Source organism: Sphingomonas sp. Root720, assembly GCF_001428605.1.
In the GTDB taxonomy this organism is placed as follows: domain Bacteria; phylum Pseudomonadota; class Alphaproteobacteria; order Sphingomonadales; family Sphingomonadaceae; genus Rhizorhabdus.
The window spans coordinates 595713-619863 of sequence record NZ_LMID01000013.1 but is presented as its reverse complement, the minus strand read 5'-3'; the positions used below and the strand labels follow the sequence as shown (position 1 = coordinate 619863).

Annotated in this window: 22 protein-coding genes; 10 read left to right on the top strand and 12 right to left on the bottom strand. The window is 67.0% G+C overall.

The genetic code is table 11. The features are described from left to right. The first annotated feature begins 6 nt into the window (after positions 1-6). A complete protein-coding gene (locus ASE22_RS20355) occupies positions 7-1053 on the top strand; it encodes a phosphotransferase enzyme family protein (RefSeq protein ID WP_235536473.1) in 1047 nt (348 codons plus the stop codon). A gap of 13 nt (positions 1054-1066) precedes the next feature. Then, a complete protein-coding gene (locus tag ASE22_RS20350) occupies positions 1067-1699 on the top strand; it encodes a TetR family transcriptional regulator (protein WP_056364195.1) in 633 nt (210 codons plus the stop codon). A gap of 67 nt (positions 1700-1766) precedes the next feature. Here ASE22_RS20350 and ASE22_RS20345 read toward each other — a convergent pair whose 3' ends face one another. The 6 genes from ASE22_RS20345 to ASE22_RS20320 form a co-directional block, all read right to left on the bottom strand. After that, complete coding sequence (locus ASE22_RS20345) at positions 1767-2171, bottom strand: RidA family protein (protein WP_056363893.1); 405 nt, start codon at positions 2169-2171, stop codon at positions 1767-1769. Between the two features lie 19 nt (positions 2172-2190). Continuing rightward, positions 2191-2679 carry a VOC family protein gene (locus ASE22_RS20340; RefSeq protein ID WP_056363890.1) on the bottom strand — a complete coding sequence of 163 codons (489 nt, stop codon included), beginning with the start codon at positions 2677-2679 and terminating at the stop codon, positions 2191-2193. A 70-nt stretch (positions 2680-2749) separates the two neighbouring features. Further along, complete coding sequence (locus tag ASE22_RS20335) at positions 2750-4135, bottom strand: FAD/NAD(P)-dependent oxidoreductase (RefSeq protein WP_056363888.1); 1386 nt, start codon at positions 4133-4135, stop codon at positions 2750-2752. Next, the gene (locus ASE22_RS20330) at positions 4128-4400 is read right to left on the bottom strand and encodes a 2Fe-2S iron-sulfur cluster-binding protein (RefSeq protein ID WP_056363885.1); all 273 of its coding nucleotides are present in this window, start codon (positions 4398-4400) and stop codon (positions 4128-4130) included. Before ASE22_RS20330 ends, ASE22_RS20335 begins: the two co-directional genes overlap by 8 nt. Beyond that, entirely contained in the window at positions 4400-5581 is a 1182-nt protein-coding gene (locus tag ASE22_RS20325; RefSeq protein WP_056363883.1) for an NAD(P)/FAD-dependent oxidoreductase, read from the bottom strand. The genes ASE22_RS20330 and ASE22_RS20325 overlap by 1 nt, the downstream gene beginning before the upstream one ends. A 6-nt stretch (positions 5582-5587) precedes the next feature. Further along, positions 5588-6508 carry a dihydrodipicolinate synthase family protein gene (locus ASE22_RS20320; RefSeq protein WP_056363882.1) on the bottom strand — a complete coding sequence of 307 codons (921 nt, stop codon included), beginning with the start codon at positions 6506-6508 and terminating at the stop codon, positions 5588-5590. A 180-nt stretch (positions 6509-6688) separates the two neighbouring features. On the opposite strand from ASE22_RS20320, the gene ASE22_RS20315 reads away from it, so the two are divergent. Then, positions 6689-7636, top strand: coding sequence for a LysR family transcriptional regulator (locus ASE22_RS20315; protein ID WP_056363879.1), 948 nt, complete (start codon positions 6689-6691; stop codon positions 7634-7636). On the opposite strand, the gene ASE22_RS20310 is transcribed toward ASE22_RS20315, so the two are convergent. The 3 genes from ASE22_RS20310 to ASE22_RS20300 are packed head-to-tail and all read right to left on the bottom strand — an operon-like array spanning position 7607 to position 11117. Then, positions 7607-9055: a sodium:solute symporter family protein gene (locus ASE22_RS20310; protein WP_056363877.1), complete on the bottom strand. Its 1449-nt coding sequence runs from the start codon at positions 9053-9055 to the stop codon at positions 7607-7609. The genes ASE22_RS20315 and ASE22_RS20310 overlap by 30 nt on opposite strands. After that, positions 9052-9297 (bottom strand): DUF3311 domain-containing protein, encoded by a 246-nt coding sequence (locus ASE22_RS20305; RefSeq protein WP_156397187.1) that lies wholly within the window; start codon positions 9295-9297, stop codon positions 9052-9054. Before ASE22_RS20305 ends, ASE22_RS20310 begins: the two co-directional genes overlap by 4 nt. Then, positions 9294-11117 carry a DUF885 domain-containing protein gene (locus ASE22_RS20300; protein WP_056363873.1) on the bottom strand — a complete coding sequence of 608 codons (1824 nt, stop codon included), beginning with the start codon at positions 11115-11117 and terminating at the stop codon, positions 9294-9296. The genes ASE22_RS20305 and ASE22_RS20300 overlap by 4 nt, the downstream gene beginning before the upstream one ends. Positions 11118-11402: 285 nt before the next feature. On the opposite strand from ASE22_RS20300, the gene ASE22_RS20295 reads away from it, so the two are divergent. The 6 genes from ASE22_RS20295 to ASE22_RS20270 all read left to right on the top strand — a co-directional run bounded on the left by ASE22_RS20295 (position 11403) and on the right by ASE22_RS20270 (position 20481). Further along, complete coding sequence (locus ASE22_RS20295) at positions 11403-12665, top strand: amidohydrolase family protein (protein ID WP_200933131.1); 1263 nt, start codon at positions 11403-11405, stop codon at positions 12663-12665. A 127-nt stretch (positions 12666-12792) separates the two neighbouring features. Next, a complete protein-coding gene (locus ASE22_RS20290; protein ID WP_056364193.1) occupies positions 12793-13281 on the top strand; it encodes a hypothetical protein in 489 nt (162 codons plus the stop codon). Positions 13282-13386: 105 nt separating this feature from the next. Beyond that, positions 13387-15666 (top strand): TonB-dependent receptor, encoded by a 2280-nt coding sequence (locus ASE22_RS20285; protein WP_056363871.1) that lies wholly within the window; start codon positions 13387-13389, stop codon positions 15664-15666. 113 nt (positions 15667-15779) lie between these two features. Then, a complete protein-coding gene (locus ASE22_RS20280) occupies positions 15780-17276 on the top strand; it encodes a tannase/feruloyl esterase family alpha/beta hydrolase (RefSeq protein WP_056363869.1) in 1497 nt (498 codons plus the stop codon). A gap of 38 nt (positions 17277-17314) precedes the next feature. Continuing rightward, positions 17315-19129 carry a DUF885 domain-containing protein gene (locus ASE22_RS20275; RefSeq protein ID WP_200933132.1) on the top strand — a complete coding sequence of 605 codons (1815 nt, stop codon included), beginning with the start codon at positions 17315-17317 and terminating at the stop codon, positions 19127-19129. Positions 19130-19155: 26 nt separating this feature from the next. After that, the gene (locus ASE22_RS20270; protein ID WP_082545388.1) at positions 19156-20481 is read left to right on the top strand and encodes an amidohydrolase family protein; all 1326 of its coding nucleotides are present in this window, start codon (positions 19156-19158) and stop codon (positions 20479-20481) included. Between the two features lie 121 nt (positions 20482-20602). Here ASE22_RS20270 and ASE22_RS20265 read toward each other — a convergent pair whose 3' ends face one another. Beyond that, the gene (locus tag ASE22_RS20265; protein WP_056363867.1) at positions 20603-21205 is read right to left on the bottom strand and encodes an FMN-dependent NADH-azoreductase; all 603 of its coding nucleotides are present in this window, start codon (positions 21203-21205) and stop codon (positions 20603-20605) included. A gap of 138 nt (positions 21206-21343) precedes the next feature. Here ASE22_RS20265 and ASE22_RS20260 point away from each other — a divergent pair, with 138 nt between their 5' ends. Continuing rightward, a complete protein-coding gene (locus tag ASE22_RS20260) occupies positions 21344-22663 on the top strand; it encodes an MFS transporter (RefSeq protein ID WP_056363865.1) in 1320 nt (439 codons plus the stop codon). Positions 22664-22678: 15 nt separating this feature from the next. Here ASE22_RS20260 and ASE22_RS20255 read toward each other — a convergent pair whose 3' ends face one another. Then, on the bottom strand, positions 22679-23380 hold the full coding sequence (locus ASE22_RS20255) for a nitroreductase (RefSeq protein WP_056364188.1): 702 nt from the start codon (positions 23378-23380) through the stop codon (positions 22679-22681). A gap of 1 nt (position 23381) precedes the next feature. Further along, positions 23382-24137, bottom strand: coding sequence for an MBL fold metallo-hydrolase (locus tag ASE22_RS20250; protein ID WP_056363864.1), 756 nt, complete (start codon positions 24135-24137; stop codon positions 23382-23384). Positions 24138-24151: the final 14 nt, after the last annotated feature.

Here is a 24151-nt window from a genome sequence, read left to right as displayed (position 1 = left end):
GGAGTGATGGTGACCGATTTCTATAGCTTGAGCGACGCGGATCAGGCCGCGCGGCTGGCGGAGCTCGCCCGAATGGCGCTGGAGCGCTGGCCGGGGGATTATGGTTCGATCGCACTGGTCAAATATCGCGAGAATGCCGTCTTCTCGGCGCTGCGGTCCGACGGCCAGAAGGTCGCGGTGCGCGTCCACCGGCATGGCTATCATAGCGACGAAGCGCTGCGGTCCGAACTGCTGTGGATGCAGGCGCTGGCGCGCGACGGGATCGAAGTGCCGCCGATCATCCCGACCAGCGACGGCGATATCTTCGTGACGGTGACGGCTCCCGGCATCCCCGAGCCGCGCCAGGTGGACGTGCTGGCCTGGATGGCGGGCGCCCCCGCCGGTTCCTCGGAGGACGGGCTGGAGGCCGACGAGGCGAGTGCCGCCACGCTGTTCTTCGGCGCCGGCGCGCTCGCGGCGCGGATGCACGATCAGGTGGAGGCGATGACCTTCCCCGAAGGTTTCACGCGCCACGCCTGGGACGAGGACGGCCTGATCGGCGAGGATCCGCTGTGGGGCCGCTTCTGGGAGCTGGAGCGGCTGACCGCCGAGCAGCGCGACCTCCTCCAGTCGGCGCGGGACCATGCGATGTGGGATCTGGCGGCGTTCGGCAAGCGGCCCGACAATTACGGCCTGATCCATGCCGATTTCGTGCCGGAGAACCTGCTGGTCGAGGATGGTCGGCTCAAGCTGATCGACTTCGACGACGGCGGCTATGGCTGGCACATGTTCGATCTCGCGACGGCGCTCTACTTCAACCTCGACCACCCGGCCTATGAGCGGATGGAGCAGGCGCTGTTCGAGGGCTATCGCTCGGTCCGCGCGCTGCCCGACGACCATGGCGCGCTGCTGCCGCTGTTCCTGTTCCTGCGCAGCACGACCTATCTGGGCTGGGTCCAGACCCGGCCGGAGACGCAGACGGCCAAGGAGCTGGGGCCGATGCTGATCGAGCGCGCCTGCCTGGTCGCCCGGCGCTATCTCGACGATCGGGTGCGTGCCGGCGAGCCGGCATGACCGGGGCGGGACGTTGACCGAGGCGACGGCGCGGCCCGTCGCCACGCAGGCGCGGGGACGCAAGCGGCGCGAGGCGTTGCTGCTGGCGGCTCGCGCGCTGCTGGCGGAACGCGACAGCAGCCAGATCACGCTGGCCGACATCGCCGCGCGGGCGGAGGTTCCGAAAAGCTCGACCTATCATTTCTACACCGACGCGATCGAGCTGTTCGTCGAGCTGGTGTCGATCCTCGATGCCGAGTTGCAGGCAGTGATCACCCAGCCCGTCGCGCGGCAGGATAGCTGGGAAGGGGTGTGGGGCGTGGCGATGGACCGCGCCGCGATCTTCTTCGAGGACAATCCCGCCGCACAGCAATTGATGCTGTCCTCGCAGACCGCTCCGGCGATCAAGCGCTACAGCCGCAGCGCCGATATCGATACCGGTCGGCTGATCGAAGGCCTGATCGACGCGCAGTTCGTGCTGCCCGATATTCCCGATCGCAGCCGGATCTTCTTCTATGCGATCGAGGCGGCCGACCTGATGTTCGGCCTGTCGCTGTTCGAGCGCGGCGCGCTGCTCGGCGATATGGTCGAAGAGGCGAAGCGGATGAGCTGCGCCTATCTGGCGCTCTACATCCCCCGCCACCTGCCGCGCCGCGACGTCGTCTAGCGCCGGACCTTGTCGGACGCCTGCGGGCCGTGCCGGCACCCGACCGGCCGCCGACCACGACCGCCGCTCAGTCGATCGCGGCGGTCGCCTCGATCTCGATCAGGAAATCGGGAAGCGCCAGTGCCTGGACGCCCAGGAAGGTGTTGGGCGGCGGCGTCACCGAGCCGAAGAAGGCGCCGACCTCGGGCAGGACGACACCCAGCTTGTCGGGGCTGTGGTCGACCACATAGACGCGCAGCCGGACGATATCCGCCAGTGTTCCGCCGGCCGCTTCCAGCACGGTCTTGATATTGGCCAGCGCCTGACGCGTCTGCGCGGCGAGGTCGCCGCCGCCGACGACGTTGCACTGCGCGTCCCAGGCGACCTGCCCGGCCAGATGCAGCGTCTTTCCGCTCGTCTGGAGCGCGGCGTGCGAGAAGCCGTAGCCGAGCGCGTCGTACATGGTTTCCGGATTGATGCGGCTGTTCGCCATGGCAGGTCTCCCGCTGAAATTAATCGACGATTTCGAGGCTGTGGCCGAACGGGTCGGTCATATAGACGTTCTTCTTGCCGGCGAGCGGCCCTTCCGGGATGAAGATCGTCTCCATCGCAGTGCAGCCATGCGCGGTGAGATAGGCGATCGCCTTGTCGACATCGTCGACGCGCAGCGCCAGATGATGGCCGCCGCGATCGCAGTTGCGCGGCACGTCCTGCCGGCGCTCGGCGGGCTTGTCATACTGGACGAGCTGGAAGTTCATAGTGTCGGTGAGCTTCAGCATCACCAGCGTCAGCCTGGCCCCCGGCACGCCGACATGGGTCGCCATCCAGTCGCGACCCTGCTCGTCGACCGGCATATCGGCCGCGTCGAGCGGGCCCAGGCGGAAGAGTTCCTCCGCGCCGATCACGTCGCGGTAGAAGGCGAGCGCCTCCTCCAGATCGGGAACCGTCCAGGAAATATGGTCGACCGCCAGGAAGTTCGGCTTGTCGGGTGCAGCGCTCATTGAAGGCCTCCGAATGGCATCGGGCGAAGTGTGTCCTGTCCGCGATCGCGCGGCAACGCAGCGATGCGCATCAGTTCGTTGTCCTTGCCGCAACATAGGCGAGGTCGGCGATCGTCGCCGGGCGCGCGGGAAAGCGGGAGGCGAAGCCCGGGTCGTCCGGATTGCCGAGCAGGCGGAGCAGCGTCGGTTCGCAATTGCGGCCCTGGCACGCCCCCATGCCGCAGCGGGTGGCGAGCTTGACGGCATTGGCCGACCGCGCGTCGACGAGCGGGACGATGCTCGACAGCGGAACGTCCTCGCATCGGCAGACGAGCGTGTCGGCGTCCAGCGCGGGGAACCAGGGGCGCGGATCCGACAGCCGGTCGAGAAGACGCGCGAACCGCAGATGGCCCTCGCGGCGTGCGCGGGCGGCGGCGGCGTGCCGTTCGGCGGCGGCCTCGTCGATCATGCCCAGGTCATGGGCGATCCCGACGCCGGCGATCTCGCCGGCCGCCATGGCCGCCGGCGCGCCGGCAACCCCGGTCGTCTCGCCCGCCACGAACAGGCCAGGCACGGTAGAGCGCATCCAACGGTCGTGGAGCGCCGCCCATCCGCCCGCCGCGCCGGCGTCGCGCATCTCCGCGCCGATCATGCGCGGCAGCGCCGACTGCGGCACGAAGCCGAAGCATAATCCCACCGTGTCGCACGCCCAGCGGCGCCCGCCGGCGACCAGCGCTTCGACCCGATCCTCGCCGACGATGCGCTCGACCAGGGTACCGAAATGCACCGGGACCCGATGGCGCAGCAGCGTCCGCATCGCCGCTGCGGCGATCAGCATGTTGCCGGCATGGCGGAGGGCGATGGTCGGGGCGGAGGCCATCGCCGCGATCATGCCGGCACGGGGCTGCGCGAACAGCACCGCCTCGACGGCGCCGCCCGCCTCGACGATCTGCGCGGCGATGACCAGTTGGAGCGGGTGGGTGCCGGCCAGCACCACCCGCTCGCCGGGAATGATCCGCTGGCTCTTCAGAAAGGCTTGCAGCCCGCCGGCGGCATAGACGCCCGGCAAGGTCCAGCCGGGCAGCGGCACCGCGAGATCCTGGCATCCCGTCGCGATGAGCAGCCGCCGGGCGGCGATCCGGTCGACGCCCTCCGCCGATGACAGCGTCACCGCGAAGCCCGGTTCGCCGCCGCTATCGGGCTGCCGCGCGATCCCCAGCACCGATCGGCCGCCGCGCCAGGCGATGTCGGGATCGGCTCCGAACCGCTCGAGCTGCGACCGCAATTCGGCATAGCTCCGGCCCGCCATCCAGCCGCGCACCGCGAACGCGGTCGGGGGCTGGCGCAATATCTGGCCGCCGGGGCGCGGCTGTTCGTCGACCACCGCGACGCTCGCGCCCCATTCCGCCAGCCGGAGCGCGGCGGCCTGGCCGGCGGGGCCACCGCCGACGACCGCGACGTCGAAGCGCTCAGCCATGGGTCGACACCTCCATCGCGTCGGCGACCTCGGTCATGCAGGCGCGGACCCGGCGGCGCGAGGGCAGCAAGGTGACGAGGCATTCGGAACAGGTGCCCATGTTGCAGAACAGCCCGCGGTCCCGGCCGCGCGTGTCGCGGCGGAAGGCGGGTCCATGCTGGAGCATGGCCGCTGCGATCGTCTCGCCCTCGAACGTCGCTATGGCGACGCCGTCCACCCGGATCGTCGCCGCGGGCCCCCGGCTGGTATCGCGATCGATCCGCATCACTGCCCCATGAAGCTGTTGAGATGATCGAAGCGTGCCGGGGAGACGAAGTCCAGCTCCGGCGTGGCCGTCCCGCGCATCGCCCGTGCGACGAGGCGGGCGAAGCTGGGGCCGAGCGTGAAAGCCGATCCGCCGCCCGCGATCCAGAAGCCCCGCATGCGCGGCACCTCTCCCACCACGGGCAGCTGGTCGCCGCTGACCGCCGTCACCCCGGTCCAGCTGCGCAGGAGGTTGAGCGACGCGACGTCGGGCACGACGTCGACCGCGGCGCGCAGATTGCCGGCGAGCGACTCCTCGATCATCGCGGGCCGTGTGCCGGGGTCGAAGCCGCCATCGGCGGCGAGGGCGAGCCGCGCCGGCCAGCCTCCGCCGATCAGGATATTGCCCGCATGGGTCTGCTTCATCGACAGGCGGCGGCCGACATGCTGGATGAGATGCGGAATCCGCGGCCGCTGCGTCCGTTCGGTCGCGTTCATCAGCAGTGCCACCGGATAGAGCGGGGCGTGGAGGTTGGCGAGCGCGCAGACCTGCGGGGTCCAGGCGCCGGCCGCCACGAGCACCTGGTCGGCGCGGACGGAAAGACCATCGCCCCGCGCCTCGAATCCGCCCCGGACCCTGGCGAGGGCGCCCAGCCGCGTCCGGCTGCGCAAGCTGGCGCCGGCCCGCCGTGCGGCTGCAGCGAAGGCCGGGGTGACGGCGCGGGAATCGGCATGGCCTTCGTCGGGTGCGAAGGCCGCGGCCACGATGTGCGGCGAGAGATAGGGAGCGATGCGACGCGCCTCGTCGCCGTCGAGCAATCGCATGCGCAGCCCCTCGGCAACCTCGCGCGCGACCTTGTGTTCCAGCAGCGCGACCTGGTCGGGGGTCTCGGCGACCATGAAGCCGCCCTCCATCACGACATGGAGATCGGCATCGAGCGCCGCACCCAATCCGCGCCAATCCTCGATCGCGATCCGGCTCAGCGCGATGGTCTGCTCGGCCTGGCGGGCGAGCGCGTCGCCCTGCTCGAGGAATCGCCGCTCGATCTGGAAGTGCAGCGAACCGGCGTTCTGGCCCGATGCGCCCATGCCGAAATCGCCGCCATCGACGACCAGGACCGACGCGCCGGCCTCGGCGAGATGCCACGCGGCGGCGCAGCCGACCAGGCCGCCGCCAACCACGAGGACATCATGCTTCTCCATGGCGCCCTAGAGGCGCCCGGCAGCGACCAACGTTTCCCGGATCATGTCCATATGCTCCTCGGCGACGTCGCGGAGCGGCCGGCGGACATAGCCCCCGGGCAGGCCCTGCGCATTGAGCCCGGCCTTGAGCACGGCCGGTCCCGAGCCGAAGCGGCCGATCAGTTCGCGGGTGTACCAGTGATCGAGAATCATGCGGTCTTTTACGCCGCAAGCCCGCGCCTCGTCTATCTCGCCGGCCCAGAGATGATTGTAGAAGTCGGCGTGGACGCGGCCGAGCACCGCACCGGCGCCCATCGTGCCGTCGCCGCCGCGCGCCTGAAGAAGCGCCAGTCCGTGCTCGTCCATCGAATGGCCGAAGACGCGGACCTTGTCGTTCAGCGCGAAGAAGGTGCGGACGAAGCTGTTGAGGTCGCTGGTCGACTGCTTGATCGCGACGACATTCTCGATATCGGCCAGCCGCTCCAGCAGCTCGACGGGCATGTCGATGCCGGTGCCGGGCGGCCAGTTGTACACGCAGATTGGCAGCGGCGTGGCGTCAGAGATGTCGGAATAGAAATCGACGATCTCATCGGCACCCGGGCGCAGATAGGGCGGGGGGGTGACGAGGATGCCTTCGAAACCATGCTGTGCCGCATGCTCGGCGAAATCCACCGCTTCGCGCGCGGTGAACGCGGTGCAACCGGCGATCAGCGGCATGCGCGCGCCGAGCTGGTCCCCGGCCGCCGTAAACAGCTGCTTGCGCTCCGCCGGGGTCATGCTGGTCCACTCGCCGGTGGTGCCCGCCAGGATAAGACCGTGCATCCCTTCGGCCTCGAGCCATTCGAGCAGGCGGCCCAGCCCCGCGAGATCGAGCTGCCGCTGCGCATCGAACGGAGTGGTGATCGCAGGAATATAGCCCCGCCAATTGACACGCGATCGCTTGCTCACACTCGGTAGCCCCCTTGGCGCTTTTCGGCCGGCTGGTCCGGCATTCTCGCTGTTGCGACGAAGCGGTTTTCGCAGCAATAGCAATGAATCACCATCTTTGTTGCGCAAACCGCAAAGGTTGTAGCTTGCGGACCTTCGATCTTTTATGATGCGTGCACTGCGGTGTCGGGAGCCGGACGGATGTGGGATAACGCGTTTCATTATTTCTACGAGGCCGCGTCGCTGGGTTCGATGCGTCTCGCCAGCGAGAAGATCGGCGTGGCGGTGTCCTCGATCAGCCGGCAGATCGGCCAGCTCGAAGCGGCGATGGGCGTGTCGCTGATCGAACGCGGCCGGCGTTCGATCCGGCTGACCGACGCGGGAAGGCTGGTGTTCGACTTCCACCGCGAGCAGCTGTCCGACCGCGAAAGCCTGATGAACCGGTTGCAGGAACTGCGCGAGGTCAAGACCGGGCATATCGTGCTGGCGATCGGCGAAGGCTTCATCGGCAATGCCTTCGCCCGGACCTTCGACCAGTTCCAGCGGCGCAACCCCGGCATCGCGATCACCATCCACAGCTATACCAGTTCGGAGATCATCCGGATGGTGCTCGAGGACGAGGTGCATATCGGCATGATCCTGCACGTCCCGGACGAACCGAAGATCCGGACGCGGCTCGCGGTGAACCAGCCGCTGCTGGCGATGTGCGCGCCGAACCATCCGGCCGCCGAGCTGAGCGCGATCACCCTGGAGGACCTCACCCGCTTCGACCTCTGCCTGCCGCCCAAGGGCTTCCGTATCCGCTCGACGTTGATCCATGCCGAACGGCGGGCGAGGATCATGCTGGAACCGATGCTCGTCACCTCGTCGATCCAGATCATGCGCGAGGTCGCCAAGGCCGGGCGGGTGATCACGGTGCTGCCGCGCATCTCCGCGCTGACCGAACTGGCCGAAGGCTCGCTGGTCGCGCGGCCCCTGCTCGATCCCGAGCTGGAGCATACGTCGGTCAGCCTGATCCACCGGCTCGGCCGCCAGCTCGACGGGGCGCCCGCGCGGCTGCTGTCGCAGCTGGAGAACAGCCTCAAGAGCTGGGCGTCGATCCCGGTGACCGCGACCGGCTCAGCCGAGGACCTCCTCCGGGTGCCGTGACGGGACCAGCAGCGACACGATCGCCGCGACGACGGCATTGACGATCATCGCGACCAGGCCGGTGTCCCAGTGCGGCAACAGCCCGTTCCAGAAAGGCTGCAGCTGCGGCAGCAGCGCCGCATAGCCGACGATGATGCCCGCCATCACGCCGACCGCGCTGACCCGCTTCCAGGTGAAGGCGAAGTATACGCCCGGCGCGAGCATGCCGATCGCGGCGTAGGCCGACAGGCCGATCTCGACGAGCGAGCGCGAGGCTCCGATCGTCAGCCATACGGCGGCGGCGGCGAACGCCAGCATCGAGAGGCGCGAGGCGAGCAGCGCCGCCCGGTCGCCCAGCGAGGGCATGACCGGCTTGAGCACGTTGCGGCTGAACAGCGATCCCGCCGTCAGCAGCAGCACCGATCCCGGAACAAGCGCCAGCAGGCAGGCCGTTCCGGCGAACAGGGCGACCGCCCAGGGCGGATACCGATCGGCGACGAAGCTGATCAGCACCGCGTTGCTGTCGCCTTCGGGCGGCTGGATGCCGGCCAGCAGCGCCGCGAAGCCGAGCAGGATGATGAAGAAATAGGAGAGCGAGTAGATCGGCTGAAGCACGGCATTGCGCCGGATCGTCGTCCGGCTGCCGGCCGAAAAGCAGAGCTGGAACAGGTGCGGCAATATCCAGTTGCCGATCGCGACATTGAGCGCGGAGGTCATCAGCCACACCGAGTCCAGTCCGGCTTCGGGCTTGAGCCCGGGAAAGCTGCCGATCGTCGGAAACTGGTCCTGCACCCGCGCATAGATGTCGAGCATCGACGAGGCGCCGACCGTCGCGGCGGCGCCGCCGCACAGCACGACGACCACGACCAGCATCAATATGTCCTTCACCCCTGCGGCGAAGGCGGCGGACCGCAGGCCGGCGAGGAAGACGAACGCCACCATGACGATCGCAGCGAGGATCGCCGCCAGGGTGGGCGATACATCCTGCCCCAGGGTCAGGCGCAGGATCAGGCCGAGCGCGGTGATCTGGATCTGCACATAGACGATCAGCGCGGCGATGCCGGCGATGCCGACGACGACGCCGAGCCAGGTCGCGCGGTAATGCGCGGCGAAGAAGTCGGCCTGGGTGACGAGATTGTCCTTGTGCCCCGCCGCCCAGATGCGCGGCATCAGCCAGTAGCCGATCACCGCGGCCAGCGAGACCGAGGTCAGCGCCAGATAGGCCGGCGCACCGAACGCCCAGGCGAAACCCGAAATGCCGAGCACGGCAAAGGTCGTGTAGATCTCGCCGGCATTGAGGAACCAGAATATGAGCGTGCCGAAGCGACGGCCGCCGACCGCCCATTCGGTGAGGGTCTTCGCCCGCACCTGGCGCCGGGCGTAGACGACCGAGCCGAGCACGGTGCCCAGCACGATGGCCAGCGTCATGGCCAGGATCATGGGTGGCGATCCTCGCTCCGGCCCGAGGAAATGTCCTGCTCCCCGCCTTCCAGCCGTTCGTCGAGACGGAACACGGTCGCGATGACGATCGTCGTGATCACGATCCCCACCAGCTGCCACATCATCGGAAAGGGCAGGGAGAGCGGCCGCCACGCCACATCGTTGACGAACGGCACCGCCGCGATCTGCCACAGGAACGGCAGCAGCAGCAGCCAGCGATGGCCATAACCCTTCATGGTCATGCCTTCGGCATCCCGCCGCCGGCAGCGATCCAGCCGTCTATCTTGGCTTCGAGAACGTCCATCGGCAGGCATCCGGTATCGAGGATCTGGTGATGATAGTCGCGCACGTCGAACCGCGTGCCGAGCTTCGCCTTGCCGCGGTTGCGCAGTTCGCGGAACTTGAGCTCGCCGATCTTGTAGGCGCAGGCCTGCCCCGGATAGGCGATGTAGCGATCGATCTCGACCGCGACGTCGCGCGGTGCCATCGAGGTGTTGTCGAGCATATAGTCGATCGCCTTCTGCCGGTCCCAGCGCTTGGCGTGGATGCCGGTGTCGACCACCAGCCGCACCGCGCGCAGCATCTCCATGTCGAGATGGCCGAACAGCTGCATCGGATCGCCGAACATGCCGAGCTCCGGCCCGAGCGATTCGGCGTAGAGGCCCCAGCCTTCGGAGAAGGCCGTCGCCGAACCGTAGCGGAGCAGCGGCGGCAGCGCCTCGTTTTCCCGGGCCAGGGTGATCTGGAAATGATGGCCGGGAATGCCCTCGTGCAGGGTCAGCGTCTCGAGCGTCGGGATCGGGCGGGTGTTGAGCATCGACATGTTGAAGAACAGGACGCCCGGCGTCTTCCCGTCCGGCGGACCGGGGCGATAATAGCCGGTGCCGCGCTGGTCGCCGAGCGCGGGCAGGGGGGCGACCATGAAGGGTGCCTTGGGCCGGTCGTGGAACAGCTCCGGAATGCGCAGCCAGATCTTCGCCTCGATCGCCTTGAAGCGGCCGAGCAGTTCGTCCGGGGTCTTGTAATAGAATTTCGGATCGGTCCGGACATATTCGAAGAAGGCGCGGAGGTCGCCCTGGAAGCCGACCCGGACGCGGACCTCCTCCATCTCCTTGCGGATGCGCGCCACCTCGGACAGGCCGAGCGTGTGGATTTCGTCCGGCGTCCGCCGGGTCGTGGTGTGGCGCGCCAGTTCCCAGGCATAGAGGGCGTCGCCGTCCTTCATCGCCCAGCGGCCCGGCTCCACGGTCGCGACAGGCAGATAGTCGTCGCGCAGGAAGGTCTGCCACAGACGGTAGCCGGGATAGACCTTGTCGCCGATCGCCTTGCGATAGGCGGCGGTCAGCCTTTGCCGGTCGGCCGCGGCGAAGCTGGCCGGCATGCGGTCGATCGCCGACCAGAACGGGCTCTTCTCGATCGGCGTGGCCAGCATCGCGTCGACCTGCTTGAGCAGGTTCTCGATCAGGATGCGCGGCTGGCGATAGCCTTCGGCGAGTCCCCGCCTGGCCTGGGCGACCGCGTTGGCGAGATAGCCGGCGAAGCCGTCGAGCCGGGCGAGCCCGCGCTCATAATCCTCCAGCGTCGCGAAAGGGGCGGGGCCGCCCGACACGAAGTCCGGGAACTCGACCTGGAGCCCGAAGGATGGATTGAACGGCGCCTTGCGCTGCACCTCGAACAGGCCCGTCTCGAACAGCTCGAGCGTCTGGCGGAGACGATAGGCGAAGACGTCATAGGCGATCTTGTCGATGGCGGAGAGGCCGGCCCGATCGATCGCCTGCAATTGCTTCCACTCGGCCGTCTTGTTGGCGCGGAGTGCGGCGGCGTAGGCATCGCCGAGTGGATCGACGAACACCGGGCCCCGCGCGCCCTTGTCCTTGCGGGTCTCCGAGATCGGGTCGAGCAGCGCGTCGGCCGCGTCGCTGCGATCGAGCAGGGCGCGCAACTGCCGATCGGCATCCGATCCGGCCTGGGCCAGGGCGGGCATCCCGATCGCAGCCGCGCTGGCGCCGAGCAGCACGAGCAGCTCGCGCCGCGACGATTGGATTGGCTTGAAGGCGGTCATCTTGTTCCCCCGAGGCGGTCGTGCCGATGTGCTTCCCGCAGAATGCAAATCCACGGGCTTGCGGCAAGCGGCGGGCGAGTGGACCGCGCTTCCGCCCAACTATATGAAAAGCGGCGTTTTTAGCAGTTTTCGTGCCTCAAAGCTGCCAGGATGTTGCGTAAATCGCAATGAAGTCTGGCAAGTCCATGCATTGTTTGCACATCTTCTTCGCGCATCCTCTTCCTATCGGAGTGGCGGCGCGAGCGATGCCGCGTCCGGGGCACGCCATTCTGAGGGAGACGCGCGATGATGAAGACGGTCGGACGATGGGGACTGCTGGTCGGCCTGCTGATGGGCACGGCGGCGCAGGCCGAGCTGCTGGCGCTAACCGGTGCGAACGTCGTCGACGTCGACGGCAAGGCCCCCGTCCGCAACGCCGTGGTGGTGATCGACGGCGAAAGGATACAGGCGATCGGTCCCGCCTCCACGACCCCCGTGCCGGCGGGCGCCCGGGTCATCCCGCTCGACGGCAAATGGCTGATCCCCGGCCTGATGAACATGCACGTCCATCTCGCGCTCAACCTGCCCGGCGCGTCGCGCGTCTATAATGAAGGCCGCGACTCGATCGCGCTGCGGATGCTCGACAACGCCCAGAAATCGCTTCGCTCGGGCGTGACGACGATCCGGCTGACCGGCGCGCAGGAAGGCGCCGACTTCACCCTCAAGAAGATGATCGACAGCGGCGTGTTCGACGGGCCGCGCATCCACACCGCGGGGTCGTCGATCGTCGCCACCGGCGGCCATGGGTCGACCGAGGTGAACGGCGCCGCCGAATTCTCGCGGGCGGTGCGCGAGCAGATCAAGCAGGGCGCGACGTGGATCAAGCTCGGCATCTCGGGCGGTATCTCCGACACGCACGGCGAGATCGCCGCATCCCCCTTCACCGACGACGAACTGAAGACCGCGATCGAGGTCGCGCATCGCAACGGCGTCAAGGTCACCGGCCACAACGGCTCCCCCCTCTCGGCCGAAACCGCGCTCGATGCGGGGATCGACGGGTTCGAGCATGGCTATTTCCTGACCCCGCCCGTGTTGACGAGGATGAAGCAGAAGGGCGTGTGGCTCGTCCCCACCATCGTCGTCAGCCAGTCGGACGCCAAGGCGTTCTACCGCAAGATCGGATCGCCGGACTGGTATCTCGCGCGCGTCGATTCGGTCGGCAAGGCGCACTGGCAGATGCTCCGGAACGCCATCAGGATCGGTACGCCGATCGCGCTGGGGAGCGACCAATATCCGTGGGAACCGAACGAGGGCACGACCGCGACGATTCGCGAGGCCGAGCTCTATGTCGATGCGGGGATGACGCCGCTGCAGTCGCTTCGGTCGGCAACGATCGAGAGCGCGCGTATGTTGGGCGTGGAAAAGGAGGTCGGTGCGCTGCGTCCCGGCTACCTGGCCGATATCGTTGCGGTCGACAGCGACCCCACCGTCGATATCCGCGCGTTGCGGACGATCGGCTTCGTCATGAAGGGCGGCAAGACGATCGTCGGCCCGTCGGCAAGCATGTAGGGCGCTAATTTGCGTGAAACGCAACAAAGCCGGCTGACTGCTGTCATTGCAACAACTCTGTAACTGACGGACAACTTCCATGTCGAGGGCGGGCCCGCAAGCCGAGCCGCAGACAAGGGGACAAGTTTTGACGAAGACGAAAGCCTTCCTTGCATCGGCCATCGCCGCCTGCCTCGCCATTGCGGCGCCGGCCGGCGCCGAGAAGCCGACCACGGATGCGCTTTCCAAGATGTTCATCTGGTGGAACCAGGCGTTCAACACTCCCGGTGCCTACACCGCGGAGAATTTCTCGAAGTTCTTCACTCCCGATGCGACCCTCGTCCTCGAGGGGCGTACCGTGATCGATGGCGTCGACCAATGGGCGACCCATTTCCAGAAGATCCAGTCGAGCGGGGCCCAAGTCGAGATCGTCGTTCCCTTCAAGGAAGTCTTCGAGAAGGACGGCCTCGTCTACACCTATCATGTGATCCGCTCGCGCCGTGCCGGCAAGCCCGCCTGCTCGCTCGCCGCCGGTCACGCCACCCTGCGCGACGGCAAGATCTCCTCGATCGTGCTCGTCCGCGAGGTGCTCGATCCGGCCAAGGGCCCGATCGATCCGCAATGCTGGACCAAGTGATTTTCGCATTCTGAGGGGCCCCCGCGGTGCGCGGGCCGAGAGTAGGCTGAAAAATCCAAGCGCCGGAGATCAAAGGTCCCGGCCTTACACAAGGGGAAGAATTTGATGACCCAGTCGTTTTACGCAAAGCTTGCCCGCCGCATGCAGGGTTGCACGGCGCTCGTGTCGGTCGCGGTCGCCGTCATTGCGACGCCCGCTCTCGCCCAGACTGCGGCGGAAGGCGTTTCCGACAGCGAGATCATCGTCACGGCGCAGCGCCGGAACGAGTCGATCCAGAACGTTCCGATCGCGCTGACCGCCGTCACCGCGCAGACGCTGAAGGACCAGAACGTCCAGGGCGTCGAGGACTATTTCGCCCTGACGCCGAACGTCTCGTTCCAGAGCAACGGTTCGCGCGACCGCAAGGACCTCGCGATCCGCGGCATTTCGAACCAGCTCAACCCCTATGCCGACGTTCGTCAGTCGAGCTACGCCTTCTACGTCGACGAGTTCAACGTCGCGGCCGGCACCAGCAACCCGCAGATCGTCGACCTCGAGCGGATCGAAGTGCTGCGCGGTCCGCAGGGCACCTATTTCGGTCGTAATGCCGTCGGCGGCGCGATCAACGTCGTCACCAAGAAGCCGGTCGACCGCTTCGAAGGCGAGGTCGAGCTGGGCTATTCGAGCTTCGACACCAAGCGCGTGCAGGGCGTCCTCAACGTGCCGGTCGTGCCGGGCCTGCTCGCCGTCCGCGCCTCGGGCCAGTATGAAAAGTCCGACGGCTACATCAAGAACATCAATCCGATCGGCGGCGGCAACGACAGCAGATATTATACCGGCCGCATCCAGGCCCGCCTGACCCCGACCGAGAACCTGACCTGGGACCTGCTGTATAGCACCTCGAACGAAAAGGTCGGCATGCGCAACGGCGTGCCCACCGGCTTCGTCACCCGCACCTGGGCGTCGGTCTATTACGGCCAGTCCGCCGGACTGATCGGCAATCCCGACGGCGTCGGCTTCTTCCCGGACAATGACGATCGCGTGAACTTCAACCGCGCGCAGAAGGTCGGCAACAAGTTCCACTATTTCAGCACCCGCGCGGTCTGGGACCTGGGCCCGGTCTCGCTGACCGGCGTCGCCGGTCACCTGAAGTCCGACGTGTTCAACTATGGCGACGTCGACGGCGGCAGCCGCGACTTCTTCTACGAAGACCTCAAGCTGACCCGCAAGTCGACCAGCGGCGAACTTCGCCTCCAGTCGAACGGCTCCAACTTCCTCGACTGGAGCGTCGGCACCAGCTACGGCAAGGACACCGGCGTCAGCGACCAGTCGACCTATCACGGCGCGGCCAGCCCGCTGTGCCCGGCCGCCAGCGCGGGCAATTGCTCGGGCCTGGAAGTCACCGGCGCCGATGGCGACAGCTCGTCGCGCTACTTCGCAGCTTTCGCACAGGGTACCGCGAACTTCACGGACAAGTTGGCCTTCACCGCCGGCATCCGTTACTCGTGGGAAAAGGTCACCAACGACTCCCAGACCCGCTCCAACGGTATCGTGACCGGCAACAACGACCGGTCGGCCTCGTTCAACGACGTCTCGCCGAAGTTCACCCTGTCCTACAAGCCGCAGACCAACTGGATGATCTTCGCGACGGCGTCGCGCGGCTTCAAGTCGGGCGGTACGCAGACGGCGAACGCGGCACAGCTGCGCAACGAGTTCGATCCCGAGACGCTGTGGAACTATGAACTCGGCACCAAGTTCGACCTGTTCGACAAGCGCCTCCGCGTCGACGTGACCGCCTTCTACATGGACTGGAAGGACGTCCAGCAGACGATCCGCTTCCAGTTCATCGATCCGGTCACCGGCCTGCTGCGCGGCGTCAGCGGCATCGCCAACGCCGCTTCGGCGGAGAGCTACGGCCTCGAGGCGAGCTTCGATGCCAAGCTGTCCGACTGGTGGAAGCTCGGCGGTCAGCTCGGCTACAACAAGTCGAAGTACAAGGACTATCCGAACGCCCTCATCGACGGCATCGTGCTCGACCTTTCGGGCCAGCAGCTGACGACGGCGCCGAAGTGGACGCTGGGCGCGCAGACCCAGTATAACGTGCCGATCACCGACACGCTCGAAGCCTTCGCCCGTCTCGAGTGGAACTATCGCGCGAAGACGATCTCGAACCCCTATTATTATCTGTACAAGGCGGTTCCGGGCGAGCCCTTCCTGGCTCCGAGCTATCACAATGTGAACCTGCGCCTGGGCGTCGAGACCGAGAAGTTTCGCGCGGTCGTGTTCGCCGAGAATCTCTTCAAGGCCCATTATTACGCCAGCGCCTATGAGAAGGCCTTCTACAGCGGCGTGCAGGTCGAGCCGTCCTTCCGGACGATCGGCGTGAACGTCGGCTACAAGTTCTGAGGTACTGAACGGGGCGGCGGTCGCAGATCGCCGCCCCTTCTTCTGACAGAGGGGCATCATCCCTGCGCGATGCGGGATAGGATGTCCGGATCGGGGACGGGAGGGCAGGGGCGATGCAGACCAGATATTGGCTGATCATCTTCACCCTCATGGCTTGCGGGGTCGAGGCGACTGCGTTCGCCGCGCCGGTCCCCACCGTCGCCACGGCGTGCGAGGCTCTCGTCCGCGCACCGCTCGATCTCGCCGACGAGATGCCGGCGCATGTCATGTCGGCCGAAGCCGTCGGCACGGCCGGCCAGCGCGCCGCGCACTGCCTCGTGAAGGGCTATGTGGCGCCCAACACCCTGTTCCAGATCGTCCTGCCGGCCGGTGGCTGGAACGGGAAACTCTTCTACGCCGGCTGTACCGGCTCCTGCGGTATCTCCGGCGAATCGGTGTGGGCGCGGGAATGCGACTACCCGTTCGCGCGGGGCTATGCCTGCATCATTTCCGACATGGGGCATCGCTCGACCCCGGCCGATGGCCTGTGGGCCTGGCGCAACCTCGAGGCGAAGATGGATTTCGCCTTTCGCGCCACCCACCGCACCGCGCTGACCGGCAAGGCGATCGTAGCGGCCTTCTACGGCGAGCGGCCCCGGCACTCCTACTTCATGGGCTGCTCGACCGGCGGGCGCCAGGCCCTGGTGTCGGCGCAGCGCTTTCCGCACGATTTCGATGGAGTCATCGCCGGCGCGCCCGTTGTCAGCGAGGCCGGAACCTCGATGAGCTTCGTCTGGACGCTGAAAAGCCTTGCCCGGCCGGACGGCAGCCCGATCTTCGACGATCATAGCCTCAAGCGTCTTCACGATGGCGCGATCGCGGCGCTCGACCGGGTCGATGGCCGCAGCGACGGGGTGATCGACGATCCGCGCCGTCGGTTCGATCCCGGTTCGCTCGGCCTCACCGACGAGCAGGTTGCCGCGGCCCGGAAGGTCTATGCCGGGCCAGTCGATTCGGCGGGCCGTCCGGTCTATTTCGGCGGAGGTTTCCTGCCGGGCTCCGAAATGGGCTGGCGCAGTTTCCTGGCGATCGGCGGGCCGGCGCAGGCAACGCGATCGGGCACCGACACGACGCGGTTCATCCAGTCTGATTTCGGACCGGACTGGGAGGCGACCGCCTTCGATTTCGACCGCGATCCCGATCGGCTCCGCGAATATGAGATATTATACTCGGCCTCCCATCCCGACCTGCGGGCCTTTCGCGACGCGGGCGGCAAGCTGCTCATCTATCATGGCTGGGCCGATGCCCGGGTCGCCCCGCTGAACAGCGTCGACTATTATGCGGCCGTCACGCGCGCGATGGGCGGCGCCCGCGAGACGCGCGGCTTCGCGCAACTGGTGATGGTGCCCGGAATGGAGCATTGCTGGGGCGGCGACGGCCCCTTTGCCATCGATTATATCGGCGCGATGGAGGCTTGGGTGGAGAAAGGCGTGTCGCCCGATCGTCTGCGGGCGGCACATCGCACGGCCGATCGGCAGGAAGCGTCCGGACCGACCTTCGTCCATGCCTTTCCGGCAGCGCCCGGTGCGGAGGCCGGCGTCCGGACATTGTCGACCCTGGTGGTCGATTAGTTCTCAAGCAAACAGCGAATATCCGAGGAGTTCATTTCGTGTTGATCGATCGTCGCCATATTCTCCAGGCCGCCGCCACGGGCACGGCGCTGGGCCTGATCGGCCCACTGCCCGCCCTCTATGCCGGCACCACCGAGGACGCGGCGCTCGAAGCTCTCCTTCAGCGCCATACCGAGGCCTTCCTCCGCCGCTCGCCCGAGGAGGCGACCGGCAATGATTTCGACAAGGGCGCCAACGCCTGGCTGCGCGGCAGGCTCGACGACCGTTCGATGGCGGCCCGCGCCGGCGACCAGGCCGCGGTGAAGCAGGCGCTGCGCGAGTTGAAGGCGCTGCCCGCCGCTCGTCTTTCCCCGCGCGCCGCACTCGACCGCGACGTCGCGCTCTACGTCTACGAGACGCTCGACGACCTGCTCGGCCGCTACGGCTATGTCGACATGAACCTGCGGCCGAGCCCCTATGTCGTCAGCCAGATGAACGGCGCCTATTACTGGCTGCCCGACTTCATCGGCACCCGCCATCCGATCAAGGACGGCGCCGATGTCGAAGCCTGGTATGCGCGCCTCGCGGCGCTGGCGACCGCGCTCGACCAGGAAAGCGAGCGGATCCGCCACGATGCCTCGGTCGGCGTGATCCCGCCCGATTTCGTGATCGCCAAGACGATCGGCCAGATCAAGGGGCTGCGCGATCGCCCGCCGCTCGAATCCGCGCTGATCGCGCCGGCGCTCGTCAAGATGAAGCAGCTCGGCCGGCAAGGCGACGATGCCCGCGCCGAGAAGATCTTCCGCGACCGGATCGTCCCCGCGCTCGACCGGCAGATCGCCGCGCTGGAAGCCGTCGCGCCCAAGGCGGTCGACATCGCCGGGGTGTGGCGGCTGCCCGACGGCGACGCCTATTATGCGGCGGCGGTGCGGTCGAACACGACGGCGGACATCGCGCCGGGCGACCTCCACAAGCTGGGCCTCGAACAGTGCCGCCAGCTGATCGAGCAGATCGATGCGCTGTTGAAGGCCCAGGGGCTGTCGCAGGGTTCGGTCGGAGCCCGCATCGGCGCGCTCAACAAGGATCCGCGCTTCAAGGTCAGCGACGACGATGCCGGACGCGCCAAGCTGCTGGCGCTCGCCGAAGGCTATATCCGGGACATCACCGCGCGGCTGCCGCAGGCCTACGGCATCTCGACGGTCGATCCGGTCGTCGTCCGGCGCATCCCACCGGCGATCGAGGCCGGCGCGCCTGGCGCCTTCTACAGCGAAGGCGCGCCCGGAGAGCCCGGCGTCTATTCGCTCAACCTGCAGAATCCGAGCGAACACGCCACCTGGCGGCTGCCCACGCTCACCCATCACGAAGCGGTACCGGGCCATCATTTCCAGTACAGCGTCCTTGCCCATGCGCCGGCTCTGCCGATGTTCCGCAAGGTCGTGCGCTTCTCGGCCTATACCGAAGGCTATGCGCTATATGCCCAGCAGGTCGCGGCCGAGCTGGGCATATTCGACGGCGATCCGTTCGGGCGGATCGGTGAACTCCAGTCCCAGCTGTTCCGTGCGGCTCGGATCGTCGTCGACACGGGCATCCACCACGAGCGCTGGTCCAAGCAGCAGGCCGTCGCCTGGATGGTCGACAATGCCGGCGAGCAGCCGCTGGCCACCGACCGCGAAGTGACCCGCTACGCGGTCTACCCGGGCCAGGCGTGCAGCTTCAAGGTCGGCGCCACCCGGATCGTCGCCGCGCGCGAGGCCGCCCGCGCCCGCATGGGCGCCCGTTTCGACGTGCGCGCCTTCCACGACCTCATCCTCACCGCCGGCCCGATGCCGATGGCCGTTCTGGAAAAGGCGGTCGCCCAATGGGCGGCGGCGTGAACGATTACCCCAGGGAGCGAAGAAGAATGAAGATCCGCCATATCAAGCAAGCGATGCTGGCGATGCTCGTGAGCGTCGCCGTGCCCGCCGCCGTCCAGGCGCTGCCCACCGCGGAGCCGGTGAAGGCCCAGCACAGCAACGCGGTGATCGCGCTGACCGACGCCAACATCGTCTCCATCCAGGGCGGCGCGCCGATCCGCAACGCGGTGGTGATCGTCCGCGACGGCAAGATCGAGGCCGTCGGCGCCGCCGACAAGGTCACGATCCCGGCCGGCGCCGAGGTGGTGCCGATGGGCGGCAAATGGCTAGCCCCGGGCCTGATGAACATGCACGTCCATCTCGGCCTCAAGCTGCCGGGCGCCGAGGGCGCCGCGCTGGCCAGCGAGACCGATCCGCAGATGGCGCTCCGCATGGCCGCCAACGCCCGCCGCTCGCTGCTCGCGGGTGTCACCACCGTCCGTCTGGTCGGCGAGGAGCATGGCGTCGACTTCGCCGTGCGCCGCGCGATCGAGAAGGGCGAGATCATCGGCCCCCGGATCAAGACCGCCGGCGAGATCATCGTGCCCACCGGCGGCCACGGCTTCCTCGAGGCCGACGGCCCCTATGCGCTGGCCCATGCCGTGCGGGAGCAGATCAAGCAGGGGGCGGACTGGATCAAGATCGCCATCTCGGGCGGCATCGCCGATACCCATGGCAGCATCGCCGCTGCGCCGATGACCGACGAGGAACTGAAGACGCTGATCGACGTCGCGCACCGCAACGGCATCAAGGTCACCGCGCACAACGGGTCGGCCGAAGCGGCCAAGCAGTCGCTCGACATGGGGATCAATTGCTTCGAGCACGGCTATCACCTCACCGACGACAATCTGAAGCAGATGAAGGCGCAGGGAGTCTGGCTGGTCCCGACGATCGTCGTCAGCCAGGCCGGCGCGCGCGAATTCTACAAGAAGATCGGTTCCCCCGACTGGTATCTCGATCGCGTCGATTCGACCGGCAAGGACCATTGGGCCATGCTGCAGCGGGCCATCAAGATGGGGGTAAGCATCGGCCTGGGCACCGACCAGTTCCCGTTCGAGCCCAATGGCGGCACCACCGCGACCGTCGCCGAAGCCGAGCTTTACGTGAAGGCCGGCATGACCCCGCTCCAGGCGCTGCAGTCGGCCACGACGCAGACCGCGAAGCTGCTGGGCATCGAAGACCAGGTCGGCCGTATCGCGCCGGGCCAATATGCCGACATCATCGCTGTCGGCAGCGACCCGACCGCCGACATCTCCGCGTTGCGCACGATCAGCTTCGTGATGAAGGACGGCAGGATCTTCCGCGACGATGCCCATGGTAAGCTGGCGGACTGAGCGGCAAATGCTCGCCTAAGTATCGGGCATCGCTGCACGTGATGCCCGGCATGCCCTGTCCTCCCACGGATCATCGCCCGTCCGTGGGAGGAAGGTGGCGCGACTTCAGGCTCGATCGAGCTTAGCCCCAAACGATCCCGTCAAGATCGTTTCTGGCGCGCTCGACCTGACCCGCTGTCTCTCTCGCCATCTTCTCGAGCCGGATGAACCTGACGTCGCTCAGCCCGATGAAGTCGAGCATGGTCCGAAGATGGGGTTCCTGCGAGTCCTCCCCGATCGTGGGGCCCTCGCTGTAGAAGCCGCCGCGCGTCTGGATGACGACGGTTGGCTTCGGGGCGACCAGGCCCTCGCGGCCGTCGGGGCCGAACCGGAAGGTCTGTCCGGCGCGCAGCACATGATCGAACCACGACTTCAACGTCGAAGGCACGCCGAAATTGTACATCGGCGCGCCGATGACGATGAAGTCGGCTGCGTGGACCTCGGCCACGAGCCTGTCCGACAGTTCGCGGGTCGCCCGTGACTGCTCGGTCTCCGGTGCCGGTCTGCCGATCCCCGCCAGCGACTCCCGCCTGATGTGCGGGATGCTCTCGCGGTCGAGGTCGTGCTCGATGACCGAGGCGCCGGGTCTCTCTCGAACGAGCCGCGCGACCAGATGGTCGACGAGGCTGCTCGACACCGACGTCACGCCGCCGGCGCTGCTCTTGATCGCTAATATGGTCGGCATGGCAATTGCTCCCGCATCTCGTTGAAAAACGACCGCCGAACAGGACTGGACTTTTAATCTGAATTAATATGTATATTCATATATATCCCAGAATGAAGGTCAAGGCCTTCATATTTGCCGGGGCCGGGAGGTTCGACGATGACGCCAGAGCAGCACGCTTTTCCCGATCGCCGCTACGCATGGGCCGTCGTCGTCATCCTCATGTTCACGACGATCATCTCCTATACCGACCGCCAGGTTCTGAGCCTGCTGGTCGATCCGATTCGGGCCGAGTTCAACGCGACCGATCGCCAGCTCAGCTATCTCATCGGGGGAGCCTTCGCGATCGCCTATGGGATAGCGGGCCTTCCCATGGGCTATTTCGCCGACCGGCTGTCCCGACGGAACATGATAGTCTGCGGCATCCTCGTGTGGAGCATCGCGACCATCTGCTGTGCGCTGGCGCGCAGCTATTCCGAGCTGTTCGCCGCGCGGCTGGTTGTCGGCATGGGCGAGGCGGTCCTGTCCCCCGCAGCGCTCTCGTTGATTGCCGACTATTTCCCCCCGCATCGCAGGGGCGCGGCGATCGGCTGCTATTTCACCGGAATCTCGCTCTCCTATGGCGGTTCGATGGTGGTCGGAGGACTGATCCTCGGAGCCATCAACGGTATCACGCTGCTGCCCGGCACGCCGCTCGAACATCTGTCGGCCTGGCGCATCGTGCTGCTGATGATCGGTGTGCCCTCGTTGCTATGGGTGCTGCCGGTGCTGCTCATCAAGGAGCCCGCGCGGCAACTGGCGGTCGCGAACGTCTCCGAAAGCGGCGGAGCGGACATCCCGGCATTTCGCCTGTGGGCCATGACAATACCGCTATATTTCGCCATCGCGTCGGCATCGATGATCGACAATGCGGTGGGCGCCTGGTCCCCCTCGATGCTCATCCGGGAATATGGGATGCCCGCCGCCCAGGTCGGCACGGCGCTCGGACTCCCGCTCATGATCGGGTTCGGCGGCGGGCAACTGATCGGTGGTTTTCTCGCCGATCATGTCGGCAGGCGCTGGGGCCGGCGCGGCCAGCTCTTCGTCTCGCTGGGCCTTGCCCTGTTGATCTTCCCGGTCGCTCAGGCGGCCCGGCACGGGAGCGTGGCATGGGTGCTCTCCGGGATAGCCACCTATTTCTTCCTCGCCGGAAATATCATCTCCATCCTGTTCTCGATGATGGTCAATGCGATGCCGCCCCGGCGGCGCGCCCTGGCGATATCGCTGGCCTTCCTGTTGAACGTGGCGCTCGGTGCCAGCGCGGGCCCCGTGATCGTCACCTTCGCCGCGGAAAGCATGAGGAATGAGGGGCTGGCGGGAGCCATCACCTTCACGACCGGGCTTGGTGCGCTGATGATGAGCGGCTGCATCATGCTCATGATCCTCCTGCTTGGCCTGGGTGCCCGCAGGGCTCGCGAAGGTTCCCAGGCCCTCGTCTGAGCCGGATTTGCGGGCTCAGTCGAGGATGGTCACGAATTCGGCGAGCTCCGCTGGTTTGCGCGCGAAGCGGTTCTCCGCCGCATCGCGATCGCCCCAACCCAGCGACATCCCGGCTACGACCATCTCGCCCTCGGGAATGGGGAGATGCCGCCGGATGACATTGTGCATCCGGGACCACATCTGCTGGAGGCAGGTATCGAGCCCGCGCGCGCGGGCGGCCAGCATGATCGACTGGAGAAATGCCCCGTAGCAGAGGAAGTTCGAGCGTTCGAGGCGACGGTCGATGGTGAAGATGATGCCGACCGGAGCGCCGAAGAACATGAACTGGCGGTCTTCCTCGCGAGTCCGGCCGACCCTGTCGGAGCGGTCGATCCCGAGCGCTGCACTCAGCGCCGAGCGGAAATAGATCCGCCGGTCGTGATGGGGTTCGGGAACGGGATCGGGGAAGAAGGCATATTCGGGCTTGAGCTCGGTCGTCGCGGTCTGAAATGCGCTCACCGCGGCCTCGGTCAGCCGCTGCCGGGTCTCGCCGATCACGACGTAGCAGCGCCATGGCTGCATGTTGCTGCTGCTGGGAGCCCAGCGCGCCACCGACAGGATGTCTTCCACCATCGTCAGCGGCACCGGCCGGTCGAGGAAGGCCCGTATCGACCGGCGCGTCAGGATGGCATCGTCGACCGCCGCGGCGCCGTCGGCCGATGCGGAGACCCGTCGCACGTCAGGCCCGATCCGGGCCACCGGCATCGCCGGTGCCGGCACCCAATATCCCCTCCATGGCCGCGGAGAGATCCCGCAGGATCGCCGCTCCATTCCCCGAAACGCTGCTGCCGTGCATGAGCGCCAGCGTCGCCGGTTCGAGCTGCGCCAGTTCCTCGAGCATCGCGCCGGTGCGCGGGGAATAGGCCGTCGAATGGGCGAACGGACCGGAGGTCGACTTGAGCAGATTGGGTGTCGCGCGACCGACCGCGTCGCCGTCGCCGATCGGCGGGCAGTCCCCGCCCTGCGAGAGCAGATCCGAGCAGAACAGAATCCGCTCGCTCTCGTCGAACAGCATGCCGGCGTCCCAACCGTGCGGCAGGTGGGGAGTCGCGATCAGCCGGAAGCGGCGCCTGCCCGTATCGAGCCGGTCTCGGTCGCCGAGGATATGGGGCGGCCTGGTCGCAAAATCGCTGACGCTGGTCATGGCGCCGACCGGCCCGCAGAGCGGAACCGCCGCCGGTGCGACGGCCAGCCAGTCGTTCAGCGCGCCGCACTCGTCCGACTCGAAGTGGCTGAAGCCGATGAAGCGCAGCGACGCCGGATCGATCACCGTGGCGACCGCTTCGTGCAGCTCGGCGAACATGCCGCGCAGGCCGGCATGGAAGAGCATCGGCTGCTCGTCGCGGATCAGGAAATGGCTGAAGCTCAGGTTGAACTTCGAGGAGAAGATGACGATGCGGAATATGCCGTCCGCGATCTCGCTGATGCCGGCCATGCCGCCCTCCCTCT

Excerpts from the sequence above, each read along its gene's own strand:
- ASE22_RS20355 (WP_235536473.1), top strand. The coding sequence starts at position 7 with ATGGTGACCGATTTCTATAGCTTGAGCGACGCGGATCAGGCCGCGCGG.
- ASE22_RS20345 (WP_056363893.1), bottom strand. The coding sequence starts at position 2,171 with ATGGCGAACAGCCGCATCAATCCGGAAACCATGTACGACGCGCTCGGC.
- ASE22_RS20340 (WP_056363890.1), bottom strand. The coding sequence starts at position 2,679 with ATGAGCGCTGCACCCGACAAGCCGAACTTCCTGGCGGTCGACCATATT.
- ASE22_RS20335 (WP_056363888.1), bottom strand. The coding sequence starts at position 4,135 with ATGGCTGAGCGCTTCGACGTCGCGGTCGTCGGCGGTGGCCCCGCCGGC.
- ASE22_RS20330 (WP_056363885.1), bottom strand. The coding sequence starts at position 4,400 with ATGCGGATCGATCGCGATACCAGCCGGGGGCCCGCGGCGACGATCCGG.
- ASE22_RS20325 (WP_056363883.1), bottom strand. The coding sequence starts at position 5,581 with ATGGAGAAGCATGATGTCCTCGTGGTTGGCGGCGGCCTGGTCGGCTGC.
- ASE22_RS20315 (WP_056363879.1), top strand. The coding sequence starts at position 6,689 with ATGTGGGATAACGCGTTTCATTATTTCTACGAGGCCGCGTCGCTGGGT.
- ASE22_RS20310 (WP_056363877.1), bottom strand. The coding sequence starts at position 9,055 with ATGATCCTGGCCATGACGCTGGCCATCGTGCTGGGCACCGTGCTCGGC.
- ASE22_RS20305 (WP_156397187.1), bottom strand. The coding sequence starts at position 9,297 with ATGACCATGAAGGGTTATGGCCATCGCTGGCTGCTGCTGCTGCCGTTC.
- ASE22_RS20300 (WP_056363873.1), bottom strand. The coding sequence starts at position 11,117 with ATGACCGCCTTCAAGCCAATCCAATCGTCGCGGCGCGAGCTGCTCGTG.
- ASE22_RS20295 (WP_200933131.1), top strand. The coding sequence starts at position 11,403 with ATGATGAAGACGGTCGGACGATGGGGACTGCTGGTCGGCCTGCTGATG.
- ASE22_RS20285 (WP_056363871.1), top strand. The coding sequence starts at position 13,387 with ATGACCCAGTCGTTTTACGCAAAGCTTGCCCGCCGCATGCAGGGTTGC.
- ASE22_RS20280 (WP_056363869.1), top strand. The coding sequence starts at position 15,780 with ATGCAGACCAGATATTGGCTGATCATCTTCACCCTCATGGCTTGCGGG.
- ASE22_RS20270 (WP_082545388.1), top strand. The coding sequence starts at position 19,156 with ATGAAGATCCGCCATATCAAGCAAGCGATGCTGGCGATGCTCGTGAGC.
- ASE22_RS20265 (WP_056363867.1), bottom strand. The coding sequence starts at position 21,205 with ATGCCGACCATATTAGCGATCAAGAGCAGCGCCGGCGGCGTGACGTCG.
- ASE22_RS20260 (WP_056363865.1), top strand. The coding sequence starts at position 21,344 with ATGACGCCAGAGCAGCACGCTTTTCCCGATCGCCGCTACGCATGGGCC.
- ASE22_RS20250 (WP_056363864.1), bottom strand. The coding sequence starts at position 24,137 with ATGGCCGGCATCAGCGAGATCGCGGACGGCATATTCCGCATCGTCATC.